This is a genomic window from Pedobacter psychrotolerans (genome assembly GCF_004340665.1).
Classification (GTDB): Bacteria; Bacteroidota; Bacteroidia; order Sphingobacteriales; family Sphingobacteriaceae; genus Pedobacter; species Pedobacter psychrotolerans.
Genome location: NZ_SLWO01000002.1, coordinates 601254 through 619003, shown reverse-complemented (window position 1 = coordinate 619003; position 17750 = coordinate 601254). Strand labels below are relative to the sequence as shown.

The following is a 17750-nucleotide window of genomic DNA, read 5'->3' as shown; positions in this document are numbered from 1 at the left end:
CGAGATGACGACGCTATTGCGGCGAAAATGCATTCTTCATGGCCTTTCCCTTTCAGGGGAAAGGTGCCGACAGGCGGATAGGGGGCTCTTATTTTATTCCGCTACAAAGTGGATTTTTAAAAGCCAAATCATTACAATTTTCTATCTTTAGCCGCATGAAACGAAATAGATTAGTGGTTCTGGCTGCGATAAGTTTTTTTAATATTCTTTGTTTAATGGCTTGCGCACAAGATCATGCCAATAACGAAAGAAAACTCTCCGTTGCCAATAGTATCGCTAAAACCATAGTGGTGTTAAATAATCAGGATTCGGTTATTCCATTAAAATCGCTGGATCATAAAAACATTGCCTCTGTAAGTCTGGGTTTTGCTTACAGCGTGGTTTTTGATAGTTTAGCAAATAAATATGATAAGGTAACTTCCTTCTCTGCAGCGAATTATCAGGATAGTGTTAACCTGAACGATCTTGAAGATGACCTGAAATACTATAACACGGTATTGGTTTCTATTGATGATCAGCACCTGACCAATGCCAGGTATACTAATTTTATCAATAGCATCAGCAAAACAAAAAAAGTAATTATAGCCTTTTTTGGCAACGGACCAGGTTTAAAAGCCTTTGATTCCTTGCAATCGCCAATTGTTTTTACTGCACAAAATAATGCAGATGCTGCAGCCTTAGTTCCGCAATATATTTTCGGTGGCATTGCAGCAGAGAATAAACTCACCAATACTTTTTCAGCGCGGTATACTGTTGGATCTGGATTTGTAACAACTAAGACCCGGCTAAAATATACCGTCCCCGAAGATGCCGGATTAAATTCAAATGGTTTAAGCGAAATCGATGCCATTGCTGCAGAAGCAATCAGCCAGAAAGCTACGCCGGGTTTGGTAGTTTTAGTAGCCAAAGATGGTAAAGTGATTTTTAATAAAGCATACGGAACGCATACCTACGATACCACTGTGCCAGATCGGGTAACTGATATTTTTGATTTAGCATCAGTGACTAAAATAGCCGCCACTACACCTGCTGTAATGCGTTTAGTTGAAGAAGGAAAACTGAAATTAGACACCACTATTGGGACCTATATTGCTAAAGCCCGTACTTCTCCAATGAACAATATTCAGGTAAGAGAAGTCATGTTGCATCAGGCGGGTTTTATTCCTTATATTCCTTTTCATGATTATGTAAAAACCGGCGATTACAGCAGAGATTCTTCTGCTGCTTACCCTACTAAAGTGGCTGATCAATATTACATTAAGAAAGGTTTCTTTAAAGATTTTATGTGGCCAAAAATGCTCAATTCGCCTATTAGAACACGTGGCAAATATGTATACAGTGATATCAGCATGTATGTGATGAAAGATATTGTAGAGCACATCAGTGAAGAACCATTAAACCAGTATGCTTACGAGCAATTTTATAAGCCTCTAGGCATGCAGACTGCAGGTTTCTTGCCAAGAAATAGATTCAGTAAAGACCAGATCATTCCAACGGAGCAGGATACATATTTTAGAAAAACGCTTTTGATGGGTTATGTTCACGATCAGGGCGCAGCATTGGCTGGAGGTGTTTCAGGTCATGCTGGGTTATTTGCCAGTGCGAATGATCTTGCGATCCTCTATCAGATGATGCTGAATCGCGGGACTTATGGTGGAACGGAATATTTTAAACCGCAAACAGTAGATACGTTTACGGCAAAGCAATCAAATGTGAGTCGTCGGGGTTTAGGTTTTGATCGCTGGGATCCGGATACTACAAAGCATTACCCTTCCAACCTGGCTTCGCCACAAACTTATGGACATACTGGTTATACTGGAACTTGTGTGTGGGTAGATCCATCTCGCGGTTTGGTGTATATTTTCTTGTCAAACCGCGTAAATCCAACAGTGAGCGACAGACTTTCCAATCTTAAAATCAGAGGCAGAATCCAGGATGTGGTGAATAAGACGATTGATGACGCTAAAAAGTAAAAAGGTAACTTCAAATTATAAGAGGCAGTATCTAATTATTAAATGATATTAAGATTTTTCATGTTTAGCTTGTTTAAGCAAATGTTATGGCAATCGCTATAACCGCCTAGGAAAGCCAAACCACTGTTTCTTCGTTCTGCTCTTAGACCGGCATGGTCAATTTTTCGGGATGGCACTGACCCAGCCTAACTACTGACTTCCATAGAAAAATTGCGAGCCGGCAACTTTGCTTCTTTGGTTGCCCAAAGAAGAAAGCCCGTCCGGCCAGGACTAGAACTAATTAATCCTCAGGATAACATTTCGAATTTATGATATAGCCTCTTTTGATATATTGTTTAGTATTCGTCTTCTAAAAGGCTAATGCAATTGGTCGCCATTTTTTTTAATCGCTCATCCAGTGAAGCAATGGAAGCAGTATCCTTCAGACTTTGGTATAGATTGTTGATGATGGTTTTCGTTTCTTCATCAGGATCGCAGGCCTGCGATTTTTCCAGGTAAGGTAATGCCTGAAGCGCAGTTTCCCTGTATTTAGCATATAATTCCTTGTGTAGCTTTAGATCTTTAGCTTTTCCAGCTTCATTCATTTTTGCGCCAATAGCATTGCATTTGGATAATAAAATAAACCCTAATGCCCTATAAGGAACAAAATATGCAGGAGTTATTTTTATTGCTTGTTCGTAATAGGGAATGGCTTTTTCAGTATTACCTGTTTCTTCATAAAGCCTTCCTAAATGGTAAGTTACATTACCTAGTTGTGTTTTACTAAGCTCCGGAGCTTTTTTTATGAGTTCTTCTGCCAACGAAATTGCTTGCGACTTTTGAGTGTCTTCCATTCGTATTTGCGAATAATCCCAATAAAGATCTTTAACGCTTTTAGTTTGTGCAAAACAAAATGGAGAGGTAGCCAATAATAACAAAATGTAGAGTAAATGCTTTTTCATCTTTTTTTTGCCAATATATCATTTTAGTATCAGGATTTTAAATATGTTACTTTAAAATAGTTTACTACAATATTTTATAAGCAGACTTGTGTTAGAAAGTTAAACTTAACTTATAGATCGTTGTATCTAGTTCCTCTGTATCGCGGTCTTCGCATAGCAAAAATTCCATTTTATTTTTCGCTTGTTTAAATAAAGTTATGCCTTCAAACTTATGCTTACCGGGGATTTTATAACTGAAATTGAGATGTGTATCATTAACTATGCTCAAAGAAATGCCCCAAAAGATAATAAATGGAATTAAAAGAGCTAGGAAACCAATATTTAAAATTGAAAAAGTAAAGACAAATATTATCGGAGTAACGATCAGCGTTCTTTTGAAATAACTTTTATTGATTATAAAGGGCAAGGCGAATATTGATAAATGAGAAAAGATCAGGATCATCCAAATAAAGATATTTATTATTGAATCACTTCCCATAATGTTGAAAGGGTATTCATAAAACTCAAATCCAAATAGAACCCCCACTGTTTTATTTTGATTCCCATAAACAGGCTGCTAAAAATCATAAAAAGTAATAGCAATTTTATCGTTTTCCTATTTTATATCCTTTTAATTACAAGGACCCTTACTATTTGCAGCTTTTCCGTTTGATTTATTATGTGTTAAGTGATTATTGCTAAGAAGGATTTATTATGTTAATTATTAAAGAAATAATTGACATAATAAATGAGAAAATAGGGAGTATCGAAGTTATAAAAGCACAAATAAATGATACTTTCATGAAGTTAACTATTGTTTCCCTGTTTTTTAAAAATTGTGGTACACAATAAGCTATAAAGGGAATTATTACTATATAAAATCCACCTTTTATAAGTTCTTTTTCAACAAAAATAACAGATAATAAAATGAAAACATTTACTATAATTAACCAGTTTTTATAAACTTTTCCATCGCCTACTTTTGTAAGAGCAATTAATCCAAAGAAGCTATGTAAAGTAAAAATTGAAAGCATGTAGAATATATCATCAATTCCTTTACCATCATTATAAAAATAGTGTTTATATGTAAACCAAATACTCATTGTCAAGCAAATTCCATTTATTATGTATAGAGGTTTGCTGAATTGTTCTATTCCAATTTTACTATGTGATTCCATTTTGCTTATTTTAATCAATTAATTACAAGGGCCATTACTAGCAGGATTATTGCTTACAGAGGTTGGGCCAGAAGAAACCCTGTTATCTCCTTGTGAATGGGCATTTCTCATGCTATATCCCAATCCTCCAGGTGTCATTGCTGTTGTAACCCCACCTGCACCAGCAACTCCGACTGTTGTCGATGCATTAGGCAAAGATATTCCGCCAGAAGAGCATATGCCGACAACAAAAGCCGTACAATTCATTTCCAATAAATCATAATGCGAAGGAGGATTTTCTACACCTGTTAAAATTTTCTTGAAATCCATTGCATTGCTTCCCATGTCAAATACCATTCTGATTGTGTAGTCTGTTTGATCAGAATTATTAACTATTTTTGATGCACTACTAAATGGGTTAGTTGTCGGATAAAAACCTACAGTTTGTGTTACCTTAAATCCATTGCTTCCTTGTTTGATAAGTGTTATTGCGGTATGTCCAACACCATTTACAAATCCGTAATTAAGCGAAGTTCCTGGAACTGGTTCTAAAACTTGAACAATAACTTTATAGGTAGCTCCAACATCAGGGATATTATCGAAGCATTTAGTATACTTCTTTGGGTCTATTGCCTCATGATCTTGTCCAGGTATATATGGGTCTGATGGAATTGTATTTGTACCATTATCGCTACCGTCATTACCTCCCTCTGGATCAACTGGCTCTGGTGGATCTGGAAACCAAATATCTTCGCAGATTAATCGCTCATCAGAATCTGTTAGAGAATAAGTAACTCCACAAGCGCTTGATGGCCAATTACAATATTCACTATATATAACATCTATTCCACCCCCACAATAGCTATATCCGTCTGATACAAAGGTGCAAGCCCTATACTCGGTTCTACATTGCTGGCTCCAGTAAGATTTTGTTGCAGGATTGTTAATTGCTAATTTATTTAAGGTTAATAATTGTTTTTTTTGATAGGACGCACTGAGTTTTCCTTTTGCATAATCAAGTAAAAAATTTTCTCCATTATGTAGGTTATTGAGTAATAATTTGCCTGAAAAATTTTGCATGTTAATTTTTGTTTTAACCTTAGATTTTTCATTAGGCATTTGGGGATAATAATACAAAGCCTTAAAGAACTCACCTTCATCTTTCACCATTAAAAAAGATGCTGCCCCTTTTTCCGTAACCTCTTGTATTTTATCATTTATTTTAACCTTCCCTATCAATCGGTAAAAAACATAAGATACACTATCATTTACAGTTTGCACCTTCGGATGATCCCAGTCTGGCGTCCAACTAAGTTTTTGGTCGATATTTGGGATTAATTTTTTATCTAATTTATCTGTGTAAAATTTTTCCTTTATTGCTGCAAGCCTAATGGCTAAATCTGGAGCATCTTTTGATAGTGTCTTTGGAGGAGAAATATCAAAGTTCTTAGAAATTTCTTTCTTACAAGAGCCGATTACTATCATCAATAGTAATATTACAATACTTAATATCCAGGGATTTTTGGATTTAGATTTTAGTCGCATAGATTTTGATTTAGTTAAACAAACCTACGCCCATACAGTCGTTTAAATTTTGATAAAAGTCAAAAAATCATTTTAGTTTTCTAATTCTGCTTAAGGTTTCTTGGGAGATCCCTAAATAAGAAGCAATATGCCCTAATGAAACACGCTGGAAAAGCTGAGGATTTCGTTCCATTAACTTTTGATAGCGCTCCTTTGCATTGAGCATGCGTAATTCATTGGCCTGGATCTCATTACGCATGTGATAGAATTCTGTTAGTTTCCTGCCAGAAAAGTTGAATTCCATATGCTTTAAATAAATTTCTTCGAGCTTTTCTCTTTTAACAGCAATGAGGTTACAGTCTTCCAGTGTTTCCAGATATTCAAAACTTGGTTTACCTGTATAAAAACTGTAAATTGAAATGAGAAGCTCATTTTCAAATAAAAACCAAGTATTGGTTTCTTTTCCTTCTCTATCAAGATAATAAATCCTGGCAGCACCTTTTACAATGAAATAGAGGGTGTTGCTAAGCTCGCCAACGCTTAATAATTTTACTTTCTTCTTAACGTGTATTAAGTCACTGTTATCTACGATGGCTACTTTTATTTCTTCACTTAATGGATAGATGGCATTAAAAAGATTGAACAAATTTCGATAATCTTCTTTAAAAGATGGTTCAGACATAAATATTGGTTTAGCCGGAATGTAATTTTATAATAGAGATGAAATCAAATATAACCTTTATTAAAACAACAAAAAGCATCAGCTTTTGGCTAATGCTTTTATACTATTTAATTTTGGACTTCCGACTCCGGACTCCCAACTCCCAACTATTTCTTCAATCCAATTTCTCTTAGCCTTTCATCCAGATACTCACCAGCAGTCATGTCGCTGTAAGCCTTTGGATGTGCTGCATCAATAGTAGAAGGTAAGCTGGTTAAATCCATATCACTGCGAGGGTGAAGGAAAAACGGCACCGAAAATCGGGATGTTTTCATTAATTCACGAGGTGGATTGACCACTCTGTGGGTAGTAGATTTCAATTTGTTATTGGTTAAACGTTGCAGCATGTCGCCAACATTTACCACGATATCAGTATGGTGTGCTTTAATTGGCAACCACTCATTGCTGCGCGTTAAAACCTCCAAGCCATCAGCACTTGCACCGATTAATAAGGTAATCAAATTAATGTCTTCATGTGCACCTGCACGAACAGCATCATCCGGAATAACTTCTGGATTTTCAATTGGAAAGTAGTGAATACCTCTCAAAATGGAGTTTCCATTATGAACATGTTGATCAAAATAATTTACAGGCAATTCAAGGTAAGTGGCAATTGCACGTAAAAGATGTGTGCCATTTTCTTCCAGTTTTTTATAAATATCACCCGTAACCTGGTTAAATTCCGGCAATTCTTCTAAAACTTCATTGTCGGGATACTGATCCTTCACCGGATCACCATCAATAACTTCCTGTCCGATTTGCCAGAACTCTTTTAAATCCGGAGTTTTAGCACCTTTTGCCGTTTCCTTTCCTGCGCTTGTATATCCTCGCTGACCAGCAAGCTCTGGCTTTTCATATTTCTTTTTAATATCTAAAGGCAATGCAAAAGCAGCACGGATGTTTTCGTAAAGCTTATCAATTAATTCCTGGCTCAAACCATGGTTGGTAATGGTTACAAAACCAGAATCGTTGAAGGCCCTGCCCAACTCATCAGAAAATTTTTTACGTTCTTCTTCAGTTCCATTGATATAAGAACCCAAATCCAAACAGGGAATATACGGTGTAGACATGATTTTAAATTTAATGTGTACGAATTTAAAAAAGAATTGTTAATAAGTGTTCTCAAGGTAAATATTATGAGACTAAAAAATTAATTATCAACTTTTTAAGTTATTAACATAAACACTAGTATTTACAAAATGTTGGGTTTGTCATGCAAAATCCATTATTGTTTCAACTCAAACCAGGATGGTTTTTATTTCGTAATATAGATAACCTAATGTTAGAATGTAGAAGATTTTGAATATAAATATGACACAGTAAATGTTAGGCATAAACACACAAAACACATGAAAAAAATAATTTTAATTCTATTATCTGTCTTAGCCTTAAACCAGGCCAATGCTCAAGGGAAAAAAACAGAAAAGGCAACTTTTGGAATGGGCTGTTTCTGGTGCACAGAAGCTATATTTCAACGCTTAAAAGGTGTTACTGCTGTAAAGTCAGGCTATGAAGGCGGTCAGTTGGCTAATCCAACATATGAAGAAGTTTGTACTGGTAATACTGGTCATGCGGAGGTTTTGCAGATTACTTATAACCCGATGGAAATTTCTTATGATGAATTATTGGAGGTTTTTTGGAAAAGTCATGATCCAACTACTTTAAATCGTCAGGGTGCAGATAGCGGAACCCAATACCGATCAGTGATTTTCTATCATACGCCACAACAAAAAGCCTTGGCAGAAAAATATAAAGCAGAATTAAATAAAACAAACGCTTACGGTAAGAAAGTAGTTACGGCTATAGAGGCAGCAAAACCATTTTATGTAGCTGAAAGTTACCACCAGAATTATTTCAATAAAAATGGCAATGAGGCCTATTGCAGGTTGGTCATTCAACCAAAGATTGAAAAACTGGAAAAAATATTCAAATCGAAACTGAAAAAATAACGATTATCTAAAGTTCCTAACCCTGATTGGCATTATGTGAATTAGGGTTAGGAACTTTTCACCTATCCTTTTCATTTAAGAATTGTCAATTAACTACTCAGTTAACTAAACAATTTTCCATTCCTCAAACTTTACGCTGGTAAATATTACATTTGCAATATGAATACTGGCTTACAGCTTTATAATACGCTTTCACGTAAGAAAGAACTTTTTCAACCACTCAATGCAAACCATGTTGGAATGTATGTGTGTGGTCCTACAGTTTACAGCGATGTGCATTTAGGCAATTGCCGCACCTTTATATCTTTCGATTTAATTTTCAGGTACCTTAAATATTTGGGTTTTAAGGTTCGTTATGTGCGCAACATTACCGATGCAGGTCACCTGGAAGGTGATCGTGATGAAGGGGATGATAAATTTGCCAAACGGGCGAAACTAGAGCAACTGGAGCCTATGGAAATTGTACAAAAATACACCTTAGGTTTTCATGATGTGCTGCGCATGTTTAATACCTTGCCGCCCAGTATCGAACCTACAGCAACCGGCCATATTATTGAGCAAATTGAGATGATTAAGGTCATTATTGCCAATGGTTATGGTTATGAAATTGGCGGAAATGTTTATTTTGATGTTGAAAAATACAGTAAAGAATATAATTATACCATTCTTACCAACCGGAACCTGGAAGATATGCTGAATAACACCCGTGAATTGGGTGGTCAGGATGAAAAACGCGGCCGTTTAGATTTTGCCTTATGGATTAAAGCAAAGCCAGAAACCTTAATGCAATGGCAATCTCCATGGGGTTTGGGTTTTCCAGGCTGGCACATTGAATGTTCAGCCATGAGCGCCAAATATCTCGGCGATGAATTTGATATTCACGGTGGTGGGATGGACCTTGCAGCCACGCACCATACCAATGAAATTGCGCAATCAGAAGCTTGCAGTCATAAACAACCTGCCCGTTACTGGATGCATACCAATATGCTTACGGTGAATGGTACGCGGATGTCTAAATCTGCCGGAAATGGGTTTCTTCCATTGGAACTCTTTACCGGAGACCACGAGCTTTTAAGAAAAGGTTATAGCCCGATGACGGTTAAATTTTTCATGTTGCAGGCACATTACCGCAGCACTTTAGATTTTTCAAATGATGCACTTGATGCTTCTGAAAAAGGCTTCAGAAGACTAATGGCGGCGATTAGTTTGTTGGATAAATTAACAGTGTCTGATGAAAGTAACTTTAGTATCGAAACGATCAAAGAGAATTGCATCAACGCAATGAACGATGATTTTAATAGTCCGATTCTGATAGCCGAGTTATTTGAAGCCGTTAGGATTATCAACACAGTATATGATGGAAAAGCCAAAATTTCTGCAGATCAGCTGGAACAGTTAAAGCAATTAATCAACGATTTCGTTTTTGATATTCTTGGTTTAAAAGATGAAGATGCTGGAAGTAATGATTTAAATGGCGTATTGGATATGGTGATTGATCTCCGTACGGAAGCAAAGGCCAATAAAGATTATGCTACCTCCGATAAAATCAGAATTGGTTTGCAGGAGCTGGGGATTCAACTGAAAGATAGTAAGGAAGGAACAACCTGGAGTAAGGCATAGGTTAAGTTTGGAGTCTTAAGTCGGGAGTATTGAGTCTTCCTAATTAAATTGCCTGCTATAAAATTTACCAAATGAATAAAAAACTTCTAATCATACCATTAATTGCACTGTTTGGAGTGCAAGGATGTAAAAATAAATCGAAAAGTAACAACGAGGAAACCACAGACAGTGCAGCTGTAAAATTGGTTTCTCCGGAGTTTAATGCAGATAGCGCTTACCTGTATACAAAAGCGCAGGTAGATTTTGGTCCCCGTATTCCGGGTACTCCGGCACATCAAAAATGTGCCGATTATTTGGTTGCCAGGTTGAAATCTTTCGGCGCATCGGTTGAAGTAAAAGGAGAGAAGACAAAAACATACGACGGCAAAACTTTTCAGTTGAAAAATATTGAGGCCAGTTTCAATCCAGAGAAGAAAGAAAGAATACTGGTTACCGCACATTGGGATGCCCGTCCTTTTTCTGATCAGGATACCGATCCATCCAACCACAATAAGCCCTTTGATGCTGCGAACGATGGAGCCAGTGGCGTGGCAGTCATTTTAGAAATGGCTCGCCAAATCCAGAAAACACAACCTAATGTAGGTGTTGATTTTATTCTTTGGGATCTGGAAGATTACGGTAAAGCGAATGACGAAACTCCAGACGAAGTAACCTGGTGTTTAGGCTCTCAGTATTGGTCGAAAAATGCAATAGCAAAAGGTTACAAGGCAAGATATGGCATTAACCTGGACATGGTTGGTGGCGGTAATGCACAATTTACGCAGGATGAAATTTCGCGCCAGTCTGCACCAGATGTAGTTAATAATGTATGGGCGATAGGCAATGAGATTGGCTTCGGTTCATATTTTGTTAATCTACCTAGCGGGAAACTGGTTGATGATCATTTCTGGATGAATAAGGCTGGTGTACCTTCAATAGATATTATCCATTATAACGATAACAGTGGCTTCTACATCAACTGGCATACGCAGTTGGATAACCTGGCCAATATTGATAGGAATACGCTTAAAGCCACCGGACAAACTGTGTTGGAAACCATCTTTCGCGAAAAATAAATTGTGTAATTGTTGATTACTTTTGAAGTCAGCAAACTGATAAAATTTTATATTCGCACAACTATACTTAAACATATAATGAAAAAAATATTTTCAACAGCAATCGCATCACTTTTAGCGCTGAGTGCAATCGCGCAAAAAAATGATGGAACTACAAAATCTCTGGTTAATGCAGAAAAAGATTTCGCAAAATCGGTTGCAAAAAATGGTGATAAAGATGCCTATCTGGCACATTCATTAGCAAGTGCTTTGGTGTTTCGTCCAAACCCGGTTAATGTAAAAACATATTATAATGCCCAAACCAATAGCGAAAAATCAGTTACCTGGGAGCCTAACTTAGCTCAGGTTTCTCATAGTGGCGATTTAGGTTTTACTACGGGTCCTTATACAGTTGATGGTGCAGAGAAAAAATATGGTCAATATTTATCCATCTGGAAATCAGAAAATGGCAAATGGAAGCTGGCCATAGATTTGGAAACCTCAAGCAACAAGCCATTGGGCCAAACAGCAGCAAAATTTATTGAACCGAAGGACCATGTTGCGCCAAAGTTTTTAAATGAAAGGGAAATTAAAGCTGGAAAAGATATTATTCTCACCACAGAGAAAACCTTAAATACCTTTTTAAAAACACATGGTGTTGCGGCCTTTGGAGGCTTCTTAACAGATGATGCAAGGTTATTATTTCCAGGGAATGATCTTATCACCGGGAAAGGTAAAATTGTTACGTTTTACAACGGAATGATTAGTAAAATTAACCTGAAAACTATAGGGGTAGATAAAGCCATAGGCAGTGATTTAGCCTATACCTTTGGCGTGGCTACCATAGATTATAAGGCAGATTTACGCGAAAGTTTTAATTACGTTTTTGTGTATGAAAAAGCTGCAGATGCCAGTTGGAATCTGATTGTACAAGCATTTGTTCCTGCTGAAAGATAGTTGCCCAAAATGTGAATTGAACGAGCTTTCTGTAAAAGGAAAGCTTTTTTTATTTCTAACGGGCAAAGCTTTGAGACTGTTATCTAATAATTAATTACAACTTAAAACTGGGTTTTACGTTTACCCTAAAAACAAAATTTATGCATAAAAAACTATTCATCCTATCTGCTATTATTTTATTATTCTTTCAAGCATCGGCACAGAAAAGAAAGTTTGATGTTCAAGGCAAAGCAGGAGCGAGAGGCATTATGCCCGAAAATACAATTGAAGGAATGTTAAAAGCCCTGGACTTAGGTGTAACGACATTAGAGATGGATGCTGTGATTTCAAAAGATAAACAAGTTGTTTTATCTCAGGAGCCCTATTTTAACAATGAAATTTCATTATTGCCCAACGGCAAACCGATTTCCTTTAAGGATCAGAAAAACTACAATATTTATCAGATGGATTATGAGCAGGTGAAAAAATTTGATGTAGGAAGTAAGATTCATGCCCGTTTTCCAGGACAAATGAAATTCAAGGCTTATAAACCATTACTCTCTAAAACGATAGATGCTGTAGAGGCCTATGTTAAAGAACATCGCTTAGCCAAACCAGTTTATAGTATTGAAACCAAAACCATCAAAAATGGCGATAATGAATTCCATCCTGAACCAGCTGAATTTGTAGAATTAATTATGGATGTAGTAAATACTAAAAAGATTGCCAAACGGGTAATTATCGAATCTTTTGATATGCGAACATTACAATATCTACATGAAAAATATCCTAAAGTGAAAACTTCCTTGCTCATTGATGAGAAGGAACCTTTTGAGGATTATATTGAAAAATTAGGTTTTAATCCAACCATTTATAGCCCATATTCGGTGCTGGTTGGTAAAGGGCTGGTAGATCGCTGTCACGAAATGGGTATTAAAATCATTCCGTGGACGGTGAATACGGTTAAAGATTTAAAGTATTTTATGAGCCTGGGGGTTGATGGCGTGATTACTGACTTCCCAAATCTGATGAATCAGGTGAAATAAAAATCCATAAAAAAAGCGATGATGTCATCGCTTTTTTTATGCCAGTAATATTTTAGTGATGAGATGTCTCTGCTTCTTCAGCTTTTGAATGTGGTTTCTCTGTTTTCTCATGTGAAGTTGATTCTTCTGCATGATGGAAAATTGGTCTGGTGAATGCTACAAGAAGAATTAAAACAATAATCCATGCGGCTAAAGGTAGTGTCCAAATTCCTTTTGTATCCTGAACCGGAGCGTGTGAATCGTGAGCTGACATATCGAATATTTTGATTTTTAAATTGATGCTTTGTTATTGTGTGGGTGTAAAGATAACAACAAAAATAGAAAATAAAGATTTACAATGTGATTTGTAGCGCAGATAATTAACAGCTATTAATCTCAAATGAAAAAATTAATTATCCAGCAGCAGGATCAGGAATGAAGCGCATAATGGATAGAGATTTTAATAGATTCTGATCATTGTAGGATAGGGTTATATAGTGAGAGCCCTTTTTAAAAAGCAGTTTTGTACCATTTGAATAGAAGCTGCCATCACTAAGTTTTGACTTTTTTACATTATACTTCTTAAATTTAGCCATAGCCTCATCAATTGTCGTTTTATTCAGCACCAGATTAAATGGCAAACCTGAAATCATGATATATCGATCATCAGGAATACTGAACTAGATATCATTAACCGTCTTCTCATCTCCGAGATTGGTATAGACTCCTAAACCTGATGAAGTAATCCATTCTGCATATCGCTCGCCATCATTCACATTATCTGTGATAATGGTTTTTGCATGTAAAGCTGCAGAAATTTTATCGGTTGTTTGTGGGAGTATGAATTCTGCATTTTTATTTAATAAAGTATTTAAACCCGCATTTTTCTGAGCAAAAGCAGTTGCCAATAACAATTGAAACAGGATAAAAAAGATAAATGCTTTGGTTTTCATCTGATTTGTTTTTAGGGTTTTAAACAATTTATGTTTAAAGATATCAAAATAAACAAATGATAAAAAAGTGCCAGCCAGAAAATGAAATTGAAAAAGTATGGTGTTAAATCAAAGGTGCTACAAAAGATCCTTAATAATCTTTTCTATAGATAAGCCTTCTGCTTCCGCACGGTAATTGCGAACAATTCTGTGGCGAAGAATAGGTTCTGCAACAGCCTGAACATCTTCAATATCTGGTGCATATTTGCCAGTTACAGCAGCATGGCATTTTGCACCCAAAACAAGAAATTGTGAAGCCCTGGGGCCTGCACCCCAACTGATGTATTTATTTACTGCATCCGTTGCAAATTCACTATTTGGACGTGTTTTAGAAGCCAGTTTTACCGCGTATTCCAAAACATGATCGGTTACTGGAATTTCTCTGATCAGCTGCTGGAAATATTGAATGTCATCCGCGTGAATAATTTTTTGCAACTGAACGGTTTTGTTGCTGGTGGTGTTACGAACAATGTTCAGTTCATCTGCAAATGCTGGGTAATTCAACTGAATATTGAACATAAAACGATCGAGTTGTGCTTCCGGCAGGGGATAAGTGCCTTCCTGTTCAATTGGGTTTTGTGTAGCTAAAACAAAGAAAGGCTTTGGTAAGGTATGCGTTTGTCCGGCAGCGGTAACTGATTTTTCCTGCATGGCTTCCAGTAAAGCAGCCTGTGTTTTAGGGGGTGTTCTATTAATCTCATCAGCTAAAATAATATTGGAAAAAACAGGCCCTTTAATAAATTTAAAATGCCTGTCTTCTCCTAATATCTCTGCGCCAATAATATCACTGGGCATTAAGTCTGGTGTGAATTGAATCCGGTTAAAATCGAGATCAAGAACTGCAGCAACTGTTTGAACGAGTAAGGTTTTAGCTAATCCGGGTACACCAACCAGCAAACAATGTCCGTTGCTAAAAATGGCGATTAAAACAGATTTGATGATTTCATCTTGTCCAACAACAACTTTACCAATTTCAGCTTTAATGTTGTTAAAAGCCAGGTGAAGTGCGTTAACAGCTTCTACTTCGTTTTTGTACTGCATTCGTTTTATTTTGCGGCTGTGGAGGTTTTAGTCCAAATCTTTAACTCATTGCAGGTATTAAATTCATCGTCAATTTTAATGTAAGTGCTTTCACGACGTTTTTCAAACCATTCGCTTAAAGTACGATTAATTTTATCACTTTGAGCAGCATCTCTGATTTTCGGAAAATCCTGAGCAAGGTTTGCTTTATGAGGTGGGATTTTAGACTTCAAGTATAAGATACGGTAGGCTTGTTTACCATCAGCAGCGGTATAAAGATTCGGTTTTGAAATGGCACCTATTTTCATGGTATCAATCACTAAAAATACGGATGGATCTAATTTATCAATCGGAATGAAAGTACTTCTTGCCTGTACATTTTCTGCATTAAGCATCATACCACCATTAAATTTGGTTTCCTTGTTATCAGAATATAAACTTGCAGCAGCTGCGAAACTTATCTTTTTTGATAAGATTTTGTTGTAGATACTATCTGCATGTAATTTCAAACGCGTTAAACTTTCAGGTGTAGTTGCAGGCCTTACTAATATGTGACGTGCATGTACTTGCTCCCCACGGCGTTCAATTACCTGTAAAATGTGAAAACCGAATTCTGTTTCAAAAACAGGCGACATTTCACCAGCCTTAAGTTTAAATGCCCAAGCTGTAAACTCTTTCGCCATAGTACTTCTGTCAAAGAAACCTAAATCACCACCATCTGCTGATGAACCTGGATCTTCCGAATAAGTTTTAGCTAGAACGCCGAAATCATCACCACCTTTTACCCTTAAACGAAGCGCTTCAATTTTATCATGGAACCTTTGTTTCTCTGCTTTGGTAAGCTTCGGATCTAAAATAATTTCTCCAACTTCTACTTCTGTATTAAATTCAGGAATACTATCTCCAAGGGTTTTGAAATATTTTTCAACTTCCATTGGCGTAACATTAATGTTCTCAGTAATTTTTGCCTGCATTTTTTGTGCAATCAATTCATCTTTAACAGATGGCCTGATCTCATCTTTGTACTGGAGCACCGATTTATTTAAGAATTGCTCTAAACGCTCTTGTCCACCTGCACGTTGCATGCTGTAACGCATACGTTTGTTTACTTCATCATCAACCTGCCCGTCTTCCACCATTACCGAATCGATTTCTGCCTGTTGCTTTAAAAGTTTTTGGGTAAGAGTATTTTGCAAAATCTTACATTTAATATCTTCATTAGCAGGATTGCCCTGATAAAGATATTGTGTGTATTGTTGATTTAAATCAGAAAGCAGTATAATGTTATTTCCTACAACAGCAGCAACTTTATCAATGTTATGTTTTCCAGGTTGAGCATAACTATTTAAAAACAAGCAAATTAATGCGGTTGCTACTAAAAAAACTTTTTTCATTCTATTATTTATATTTGCGATTATTATACTATTTATTAACCAGTATTTATGGTTTGGCAAGTTTTTTTAACTCGTTTTCATTTACCTTAATCTGATATTTTTGTTTGAGGCCCTTGAGCCAGTTTTCCTCTAAATTTTGTTGGTAATCTGCTATTACCTGACCTTTAATTTCACTTAAAGGTGCATTATAGTCCTTTTTGTTTTGCTGATAAAAATCTATAATTCCCTGTTCATCTTCCTGTACTTTACTCCAAATTTTCTGTTCAGAAACATTAAACATTAAAACGCCTTCACGGTATTCGTTAAGCAATAAGTCATAGTTTTTATTAACTCCACTATTTTTTTTATGAGCCTCTAATGCTGTTTCATAAGTTTTGATTTCTTCCTGGTAAACCGGATTTTTATCTAATCCCATTTCACGGGCATCTAAAACCTTTAGTTTAAAATTTATATATAAGTTTAGATATGATGCTAAATCTTCATAACCTGCACTGATGCTTCCATTGTGACTCTTTTTATAGGCCCAAAGAAACTCTTTAGCACTTACAGGTTTAGCATTAATCACAGCAACGTTCTGAGCAAACGAATAGCTGGAAATAAAGCTGAAAACGAATAAGCAATAAGCCTTGTTTACACGGAGCACTCTATAAATTTTAAGGGATAAAAGTAACAATAAGCAGGGCGATTATAAGATATTTAACTAATTTTAACAGAAATTATTCTCCTACAAAAATACGAATGGAAAACCAGGTTACCAACAATGCGAATGCTTTACGATTATTTTTTACTGAAGAAGTATTTTTAGTGAAAGATGAAAATGTGGAAATATCGCATCATGTTGCTGCAGAGCCTGTTTTAGAAGAAATTTCTATTGCAATTAAACCTGAGACTAATATTGCTACACCCTCGATAAACCCAGGGATTTCTTTAGCTAAGGATATTGAAATACCAAAAAATATACAAGAAAACGTCGAGATTCTGCCTAATATTACAGACTCTAAGACAGAAAAATCATTTAAGTTTTTGGGCGGAAATAAAAAATCTGTTTTGATTTTAGTGAATGATCATACGAACGATGTAAGCACTGAACAAGGGAAAGAGTTACTCCGAAAAATTGTTAAGGCTGTTGATTTAGGAACTGCTGATTTTGCATTAGTCAATTATGCTACTTATCCGGGCACTAATTTTGCATCTTTTCACCAGTTTTTTAAACCTTTAATCATGCTTTCCTTTGGTGTGGAAATTGCCGATTTGGAATTGAATTATGAATGGCAAAATGAAATTATCACGCATGAAACAACCAGGATTATTTTTGCGCCTAATCTGCACCTCTTAGATAGCGATTTAAGTGCAAAAAAACTGCTTTGGGGAAACCTTCAGAAAATTAAATAGTATCGAGTTGTTAGGTCAAGTATCAATACATTGTACAAGCAAATTAATTAAATTATTTTGTAACATCAGTTGCACAACTTTCTCAAAACCTAA

Annotated in this window: 18 protein-coding genes; 7 read left to right on the top strand and 11 right to left on the bottom strand. The window is 36.1% G+C overall.

Features of this window, described 5'->3' with window-relative positions; genetic code table 11:
- The first annotated feature begins 155 nt into the window (after window positions 1-155).
- Window positions 156-1973 (top strand): serine hydrolase domain-containing protein, encoded by a 1818-nt coding sequence (locus tag EV200_RS06295; RefSeq protein ID WP_132530238.1) that lies wholly within the window; start codon window positions 156-158, stop codon window positions 1971-1973.
- A 335-nt stretch (window positions 1974-2308) separates the two neighbouring features.
- On the opposite strand, the gene EV200_RS06290 is transcribed toward EV200_RS06295, so the two are convergent.
- The 5 genes from EV200_RS06290 to EV200_RS06270 all read right to left on the bottom strand — a co-directional run bounded on the left by EV200_RS06290 (window position 2309) and on the right by EV200_RS06270 (window position 7365).
- Window positions 2309-2914, bottom strand: a complete 606-nt coding sequence (locus EV200_RS06290) for a tetratricopeptide repeat protein (RefSeq protein ID WP_132530236.1) — start codon at window positions 2912-2914, stop codon at window positions 2309-2311.
- A 677-nt stretch (window positions 2915-3591) separates the two neighbouring features.
- On the bottom strand, window positions 3592-4071 hold the full coding sequence (locus EV200_RS06285) for a hypothetical protein (protein WP_132530234.1): 480 nt from the start codon (window positions 4069-4071) through the stop codon (window positions 3592-3594).
- Window positions 4072-4089: 18 nt separating this feature from the next.
- Complete coding sequence (locus EV200_RS06280) at window positions 4090-5535, bottom strand: hypothetical protein (RefSeq protein ID WP_132530232.1); 1446 nt, start codon at window positions 5533-5535, stop codon at window positions 4090-4092.
- Between the two features lie 127 nt (window positions 5536-5662).
- Window positions 5663-6256: a Crp/Fnr family transcriptional regulator gene (locus EV200_RS06275; RefSeq protein WP_132530230.1), complete on the bottom strand. Its 594-nt coding sequence runs from the start codon at window positions 6254-6256 to the stop codon at window positions 5663-5665.
- Window positions 6257-6402: 146 nt separating this feature from the next.
- Window positions 6403-7365 (bottom strand): isopenicillin N synthase family dioxygenase, encoded by a 963-nt coding sequence (locus EV200_RS06270; protein WP_132530228.1) that lies wholly within the window; start codon window positions 7363-7365, stop codon window positions 6403-6405.
- Between the two features lie 279 nt (window positions 7366-7644).
- Between EV200_RS06270 and msrA the strand changes: the two genes are divergently transcribed.
- From msrA to EV200_RS06245, 5 genes are all read left to right on the top strand, one after another.
- On the top strand, window positions 7645-8244 hold the full coding sequence (gene msrA, locus EV200_RS06265) for a peptide-methionine (S)-S-oxide reductase MsrA (protein ID WP_132530226.1): 600 nt from the start codon (window positions 7645-7647) through the stop codon (window positions 8242-8244).
- A gap of 159 nt (window positions 8245-8403) precedes the next feature.
- On the top strand, window positions 8404-9864 hold the full coding sequence (cysS, locus tag EV200_RS06260) for a cysteine--tRNA ligase (protein WP_132530224.1): 1461 nt from the start codon (window positions 8404-8406) through the stop codon (window positions 9862-9864).
- A gap of 71 nt (window positions 9865-9935) precedes the next feature.
- Complete coding sequence (locus tag EV200_RS06255; protein WP_132530222.1) at window positions 9936-10919, top strand: M28 family peptidase; 984 nt, start codon at window positions 9936-9938, stop codon at window positions 10917-10919.
- Window positions 10920-10997: 78 nt separating this feature from the next.
- Complete coding sequence (locus EV200_RS06250) at window positions 10998-11855, top strand: DUF4440 domain-containing protein (protein ID WP_132530220.1); 858 nt, start codon at window positions 10998-11000, stop codon at window positions 11853-11855.
- A 140-nt stretch (window positions 11856-11995) separates the two neighbouring features.
- Window positions 11996-12880 (top strand): glycerophosphodiester phosphodiesterase family protein, encoded by an 885-nt coding sequence (locus tag EV200_RS06245; RefSeq protein ID WP_132530218.1) that lies wholly within the window; start codon window positions 11996-11998, stop codon window positions 12878-12880.
- A 52-nt stretch (window positions 12881-12932) separates the two neighbouring features.
- On the opposite strand, the gene EV200_RS06240 is transcribed toward EV200_RS06245, so the two are convergent.
- The 6 genes from EV200_RS06240 to EV200_RS06215 form a co-directional block, all read right to left on the bottom strand.
- Window positions 12933-13133 carry a hypothetical protein gene (locus tag EV200_RS06240; protein WP_132530216.1) on the bottom strand — a complete coding sequence of 67 codons (201 nt, stop codon included), beginning with the start codon at window positions 13131-13133 and terminating at the stop codon, window positions 12933-12935.
- A 139-nt stretch (window positions 13134-13272) separates the two neighbouring features.
- Window positions 13273-13512: a hypothetical protein gene (locus tag EV200_RS06235; RefSeq protein ID WP_132530214.1), complete on the bottom strand. Its 240-nt coding sequence runs from the start codon at window positions 13510-13512 to the stop codon at window positions 13273-13275.
- Window positions 13513-13539: 27 nt separating this feature from the next.
- The gene (locus tag EV200_RS06230) at window positions 13540-13812 is read right to left on the bottom strand and encodes a hypothetical protein (RefSeq protein WP_132530212.1); all 273 of its coding nucleotides are present in this window, start codon (window positions 13810-13812) and stop codon (window positions 13540-13542) included.
- A gap of 117 nt (window positions 13813-13929) precedes the next feature.
- Window positions 13930-14892 carry an AAA family ATPase gene (locus tag EV200_RS06225; protein ID WP_132530210.1) on the bottom strand — a complete coding sequence of 321 codons (963 nt, stop codon included), beginning with the start codon at window positions 14890-14892 and terminating at the stop codon, window positions 13930-13932.
- Between the two features lie 5 nt (window positions 14893-14897).
- Complete coding sequence (locus tag EV200_RS06220) at window positions 14898-16265, bottom strand: peptidylprolyl isomerase (RefSeq protein ID WP_132530208.1); 1368 nt, start codon at window positions 16263-16265, stop codon at window positions 14898-14900.
- A gap of 46 nt (window positions 16266-16311) precedes the next feature.
- Entirely contained in the window at window positions 16312-16908 is a 597-nt protein-coding gene (locus tag EV200_RS06215; RefSeq protein WP_132530206.1) for a hypothetical protein, read from the bottom strand.
- Between the two features lie 95 nt (window positions 16909-17003).
- Between EV200_RS06215 and EV200_RS06210 the strand changes: the two genes are divergently transcribed.
- Window positions 17004-17657, top strand: a complete 654-nt coding sequence (locus EV200_RS06210) for a hypothetical protein (protein WP_132530204.1) — start codon at window positions 17004-17006, stop codon at window positions 17655-17657.
- Window positions 17658-17750: the final 93 nt, after the last annotated feature.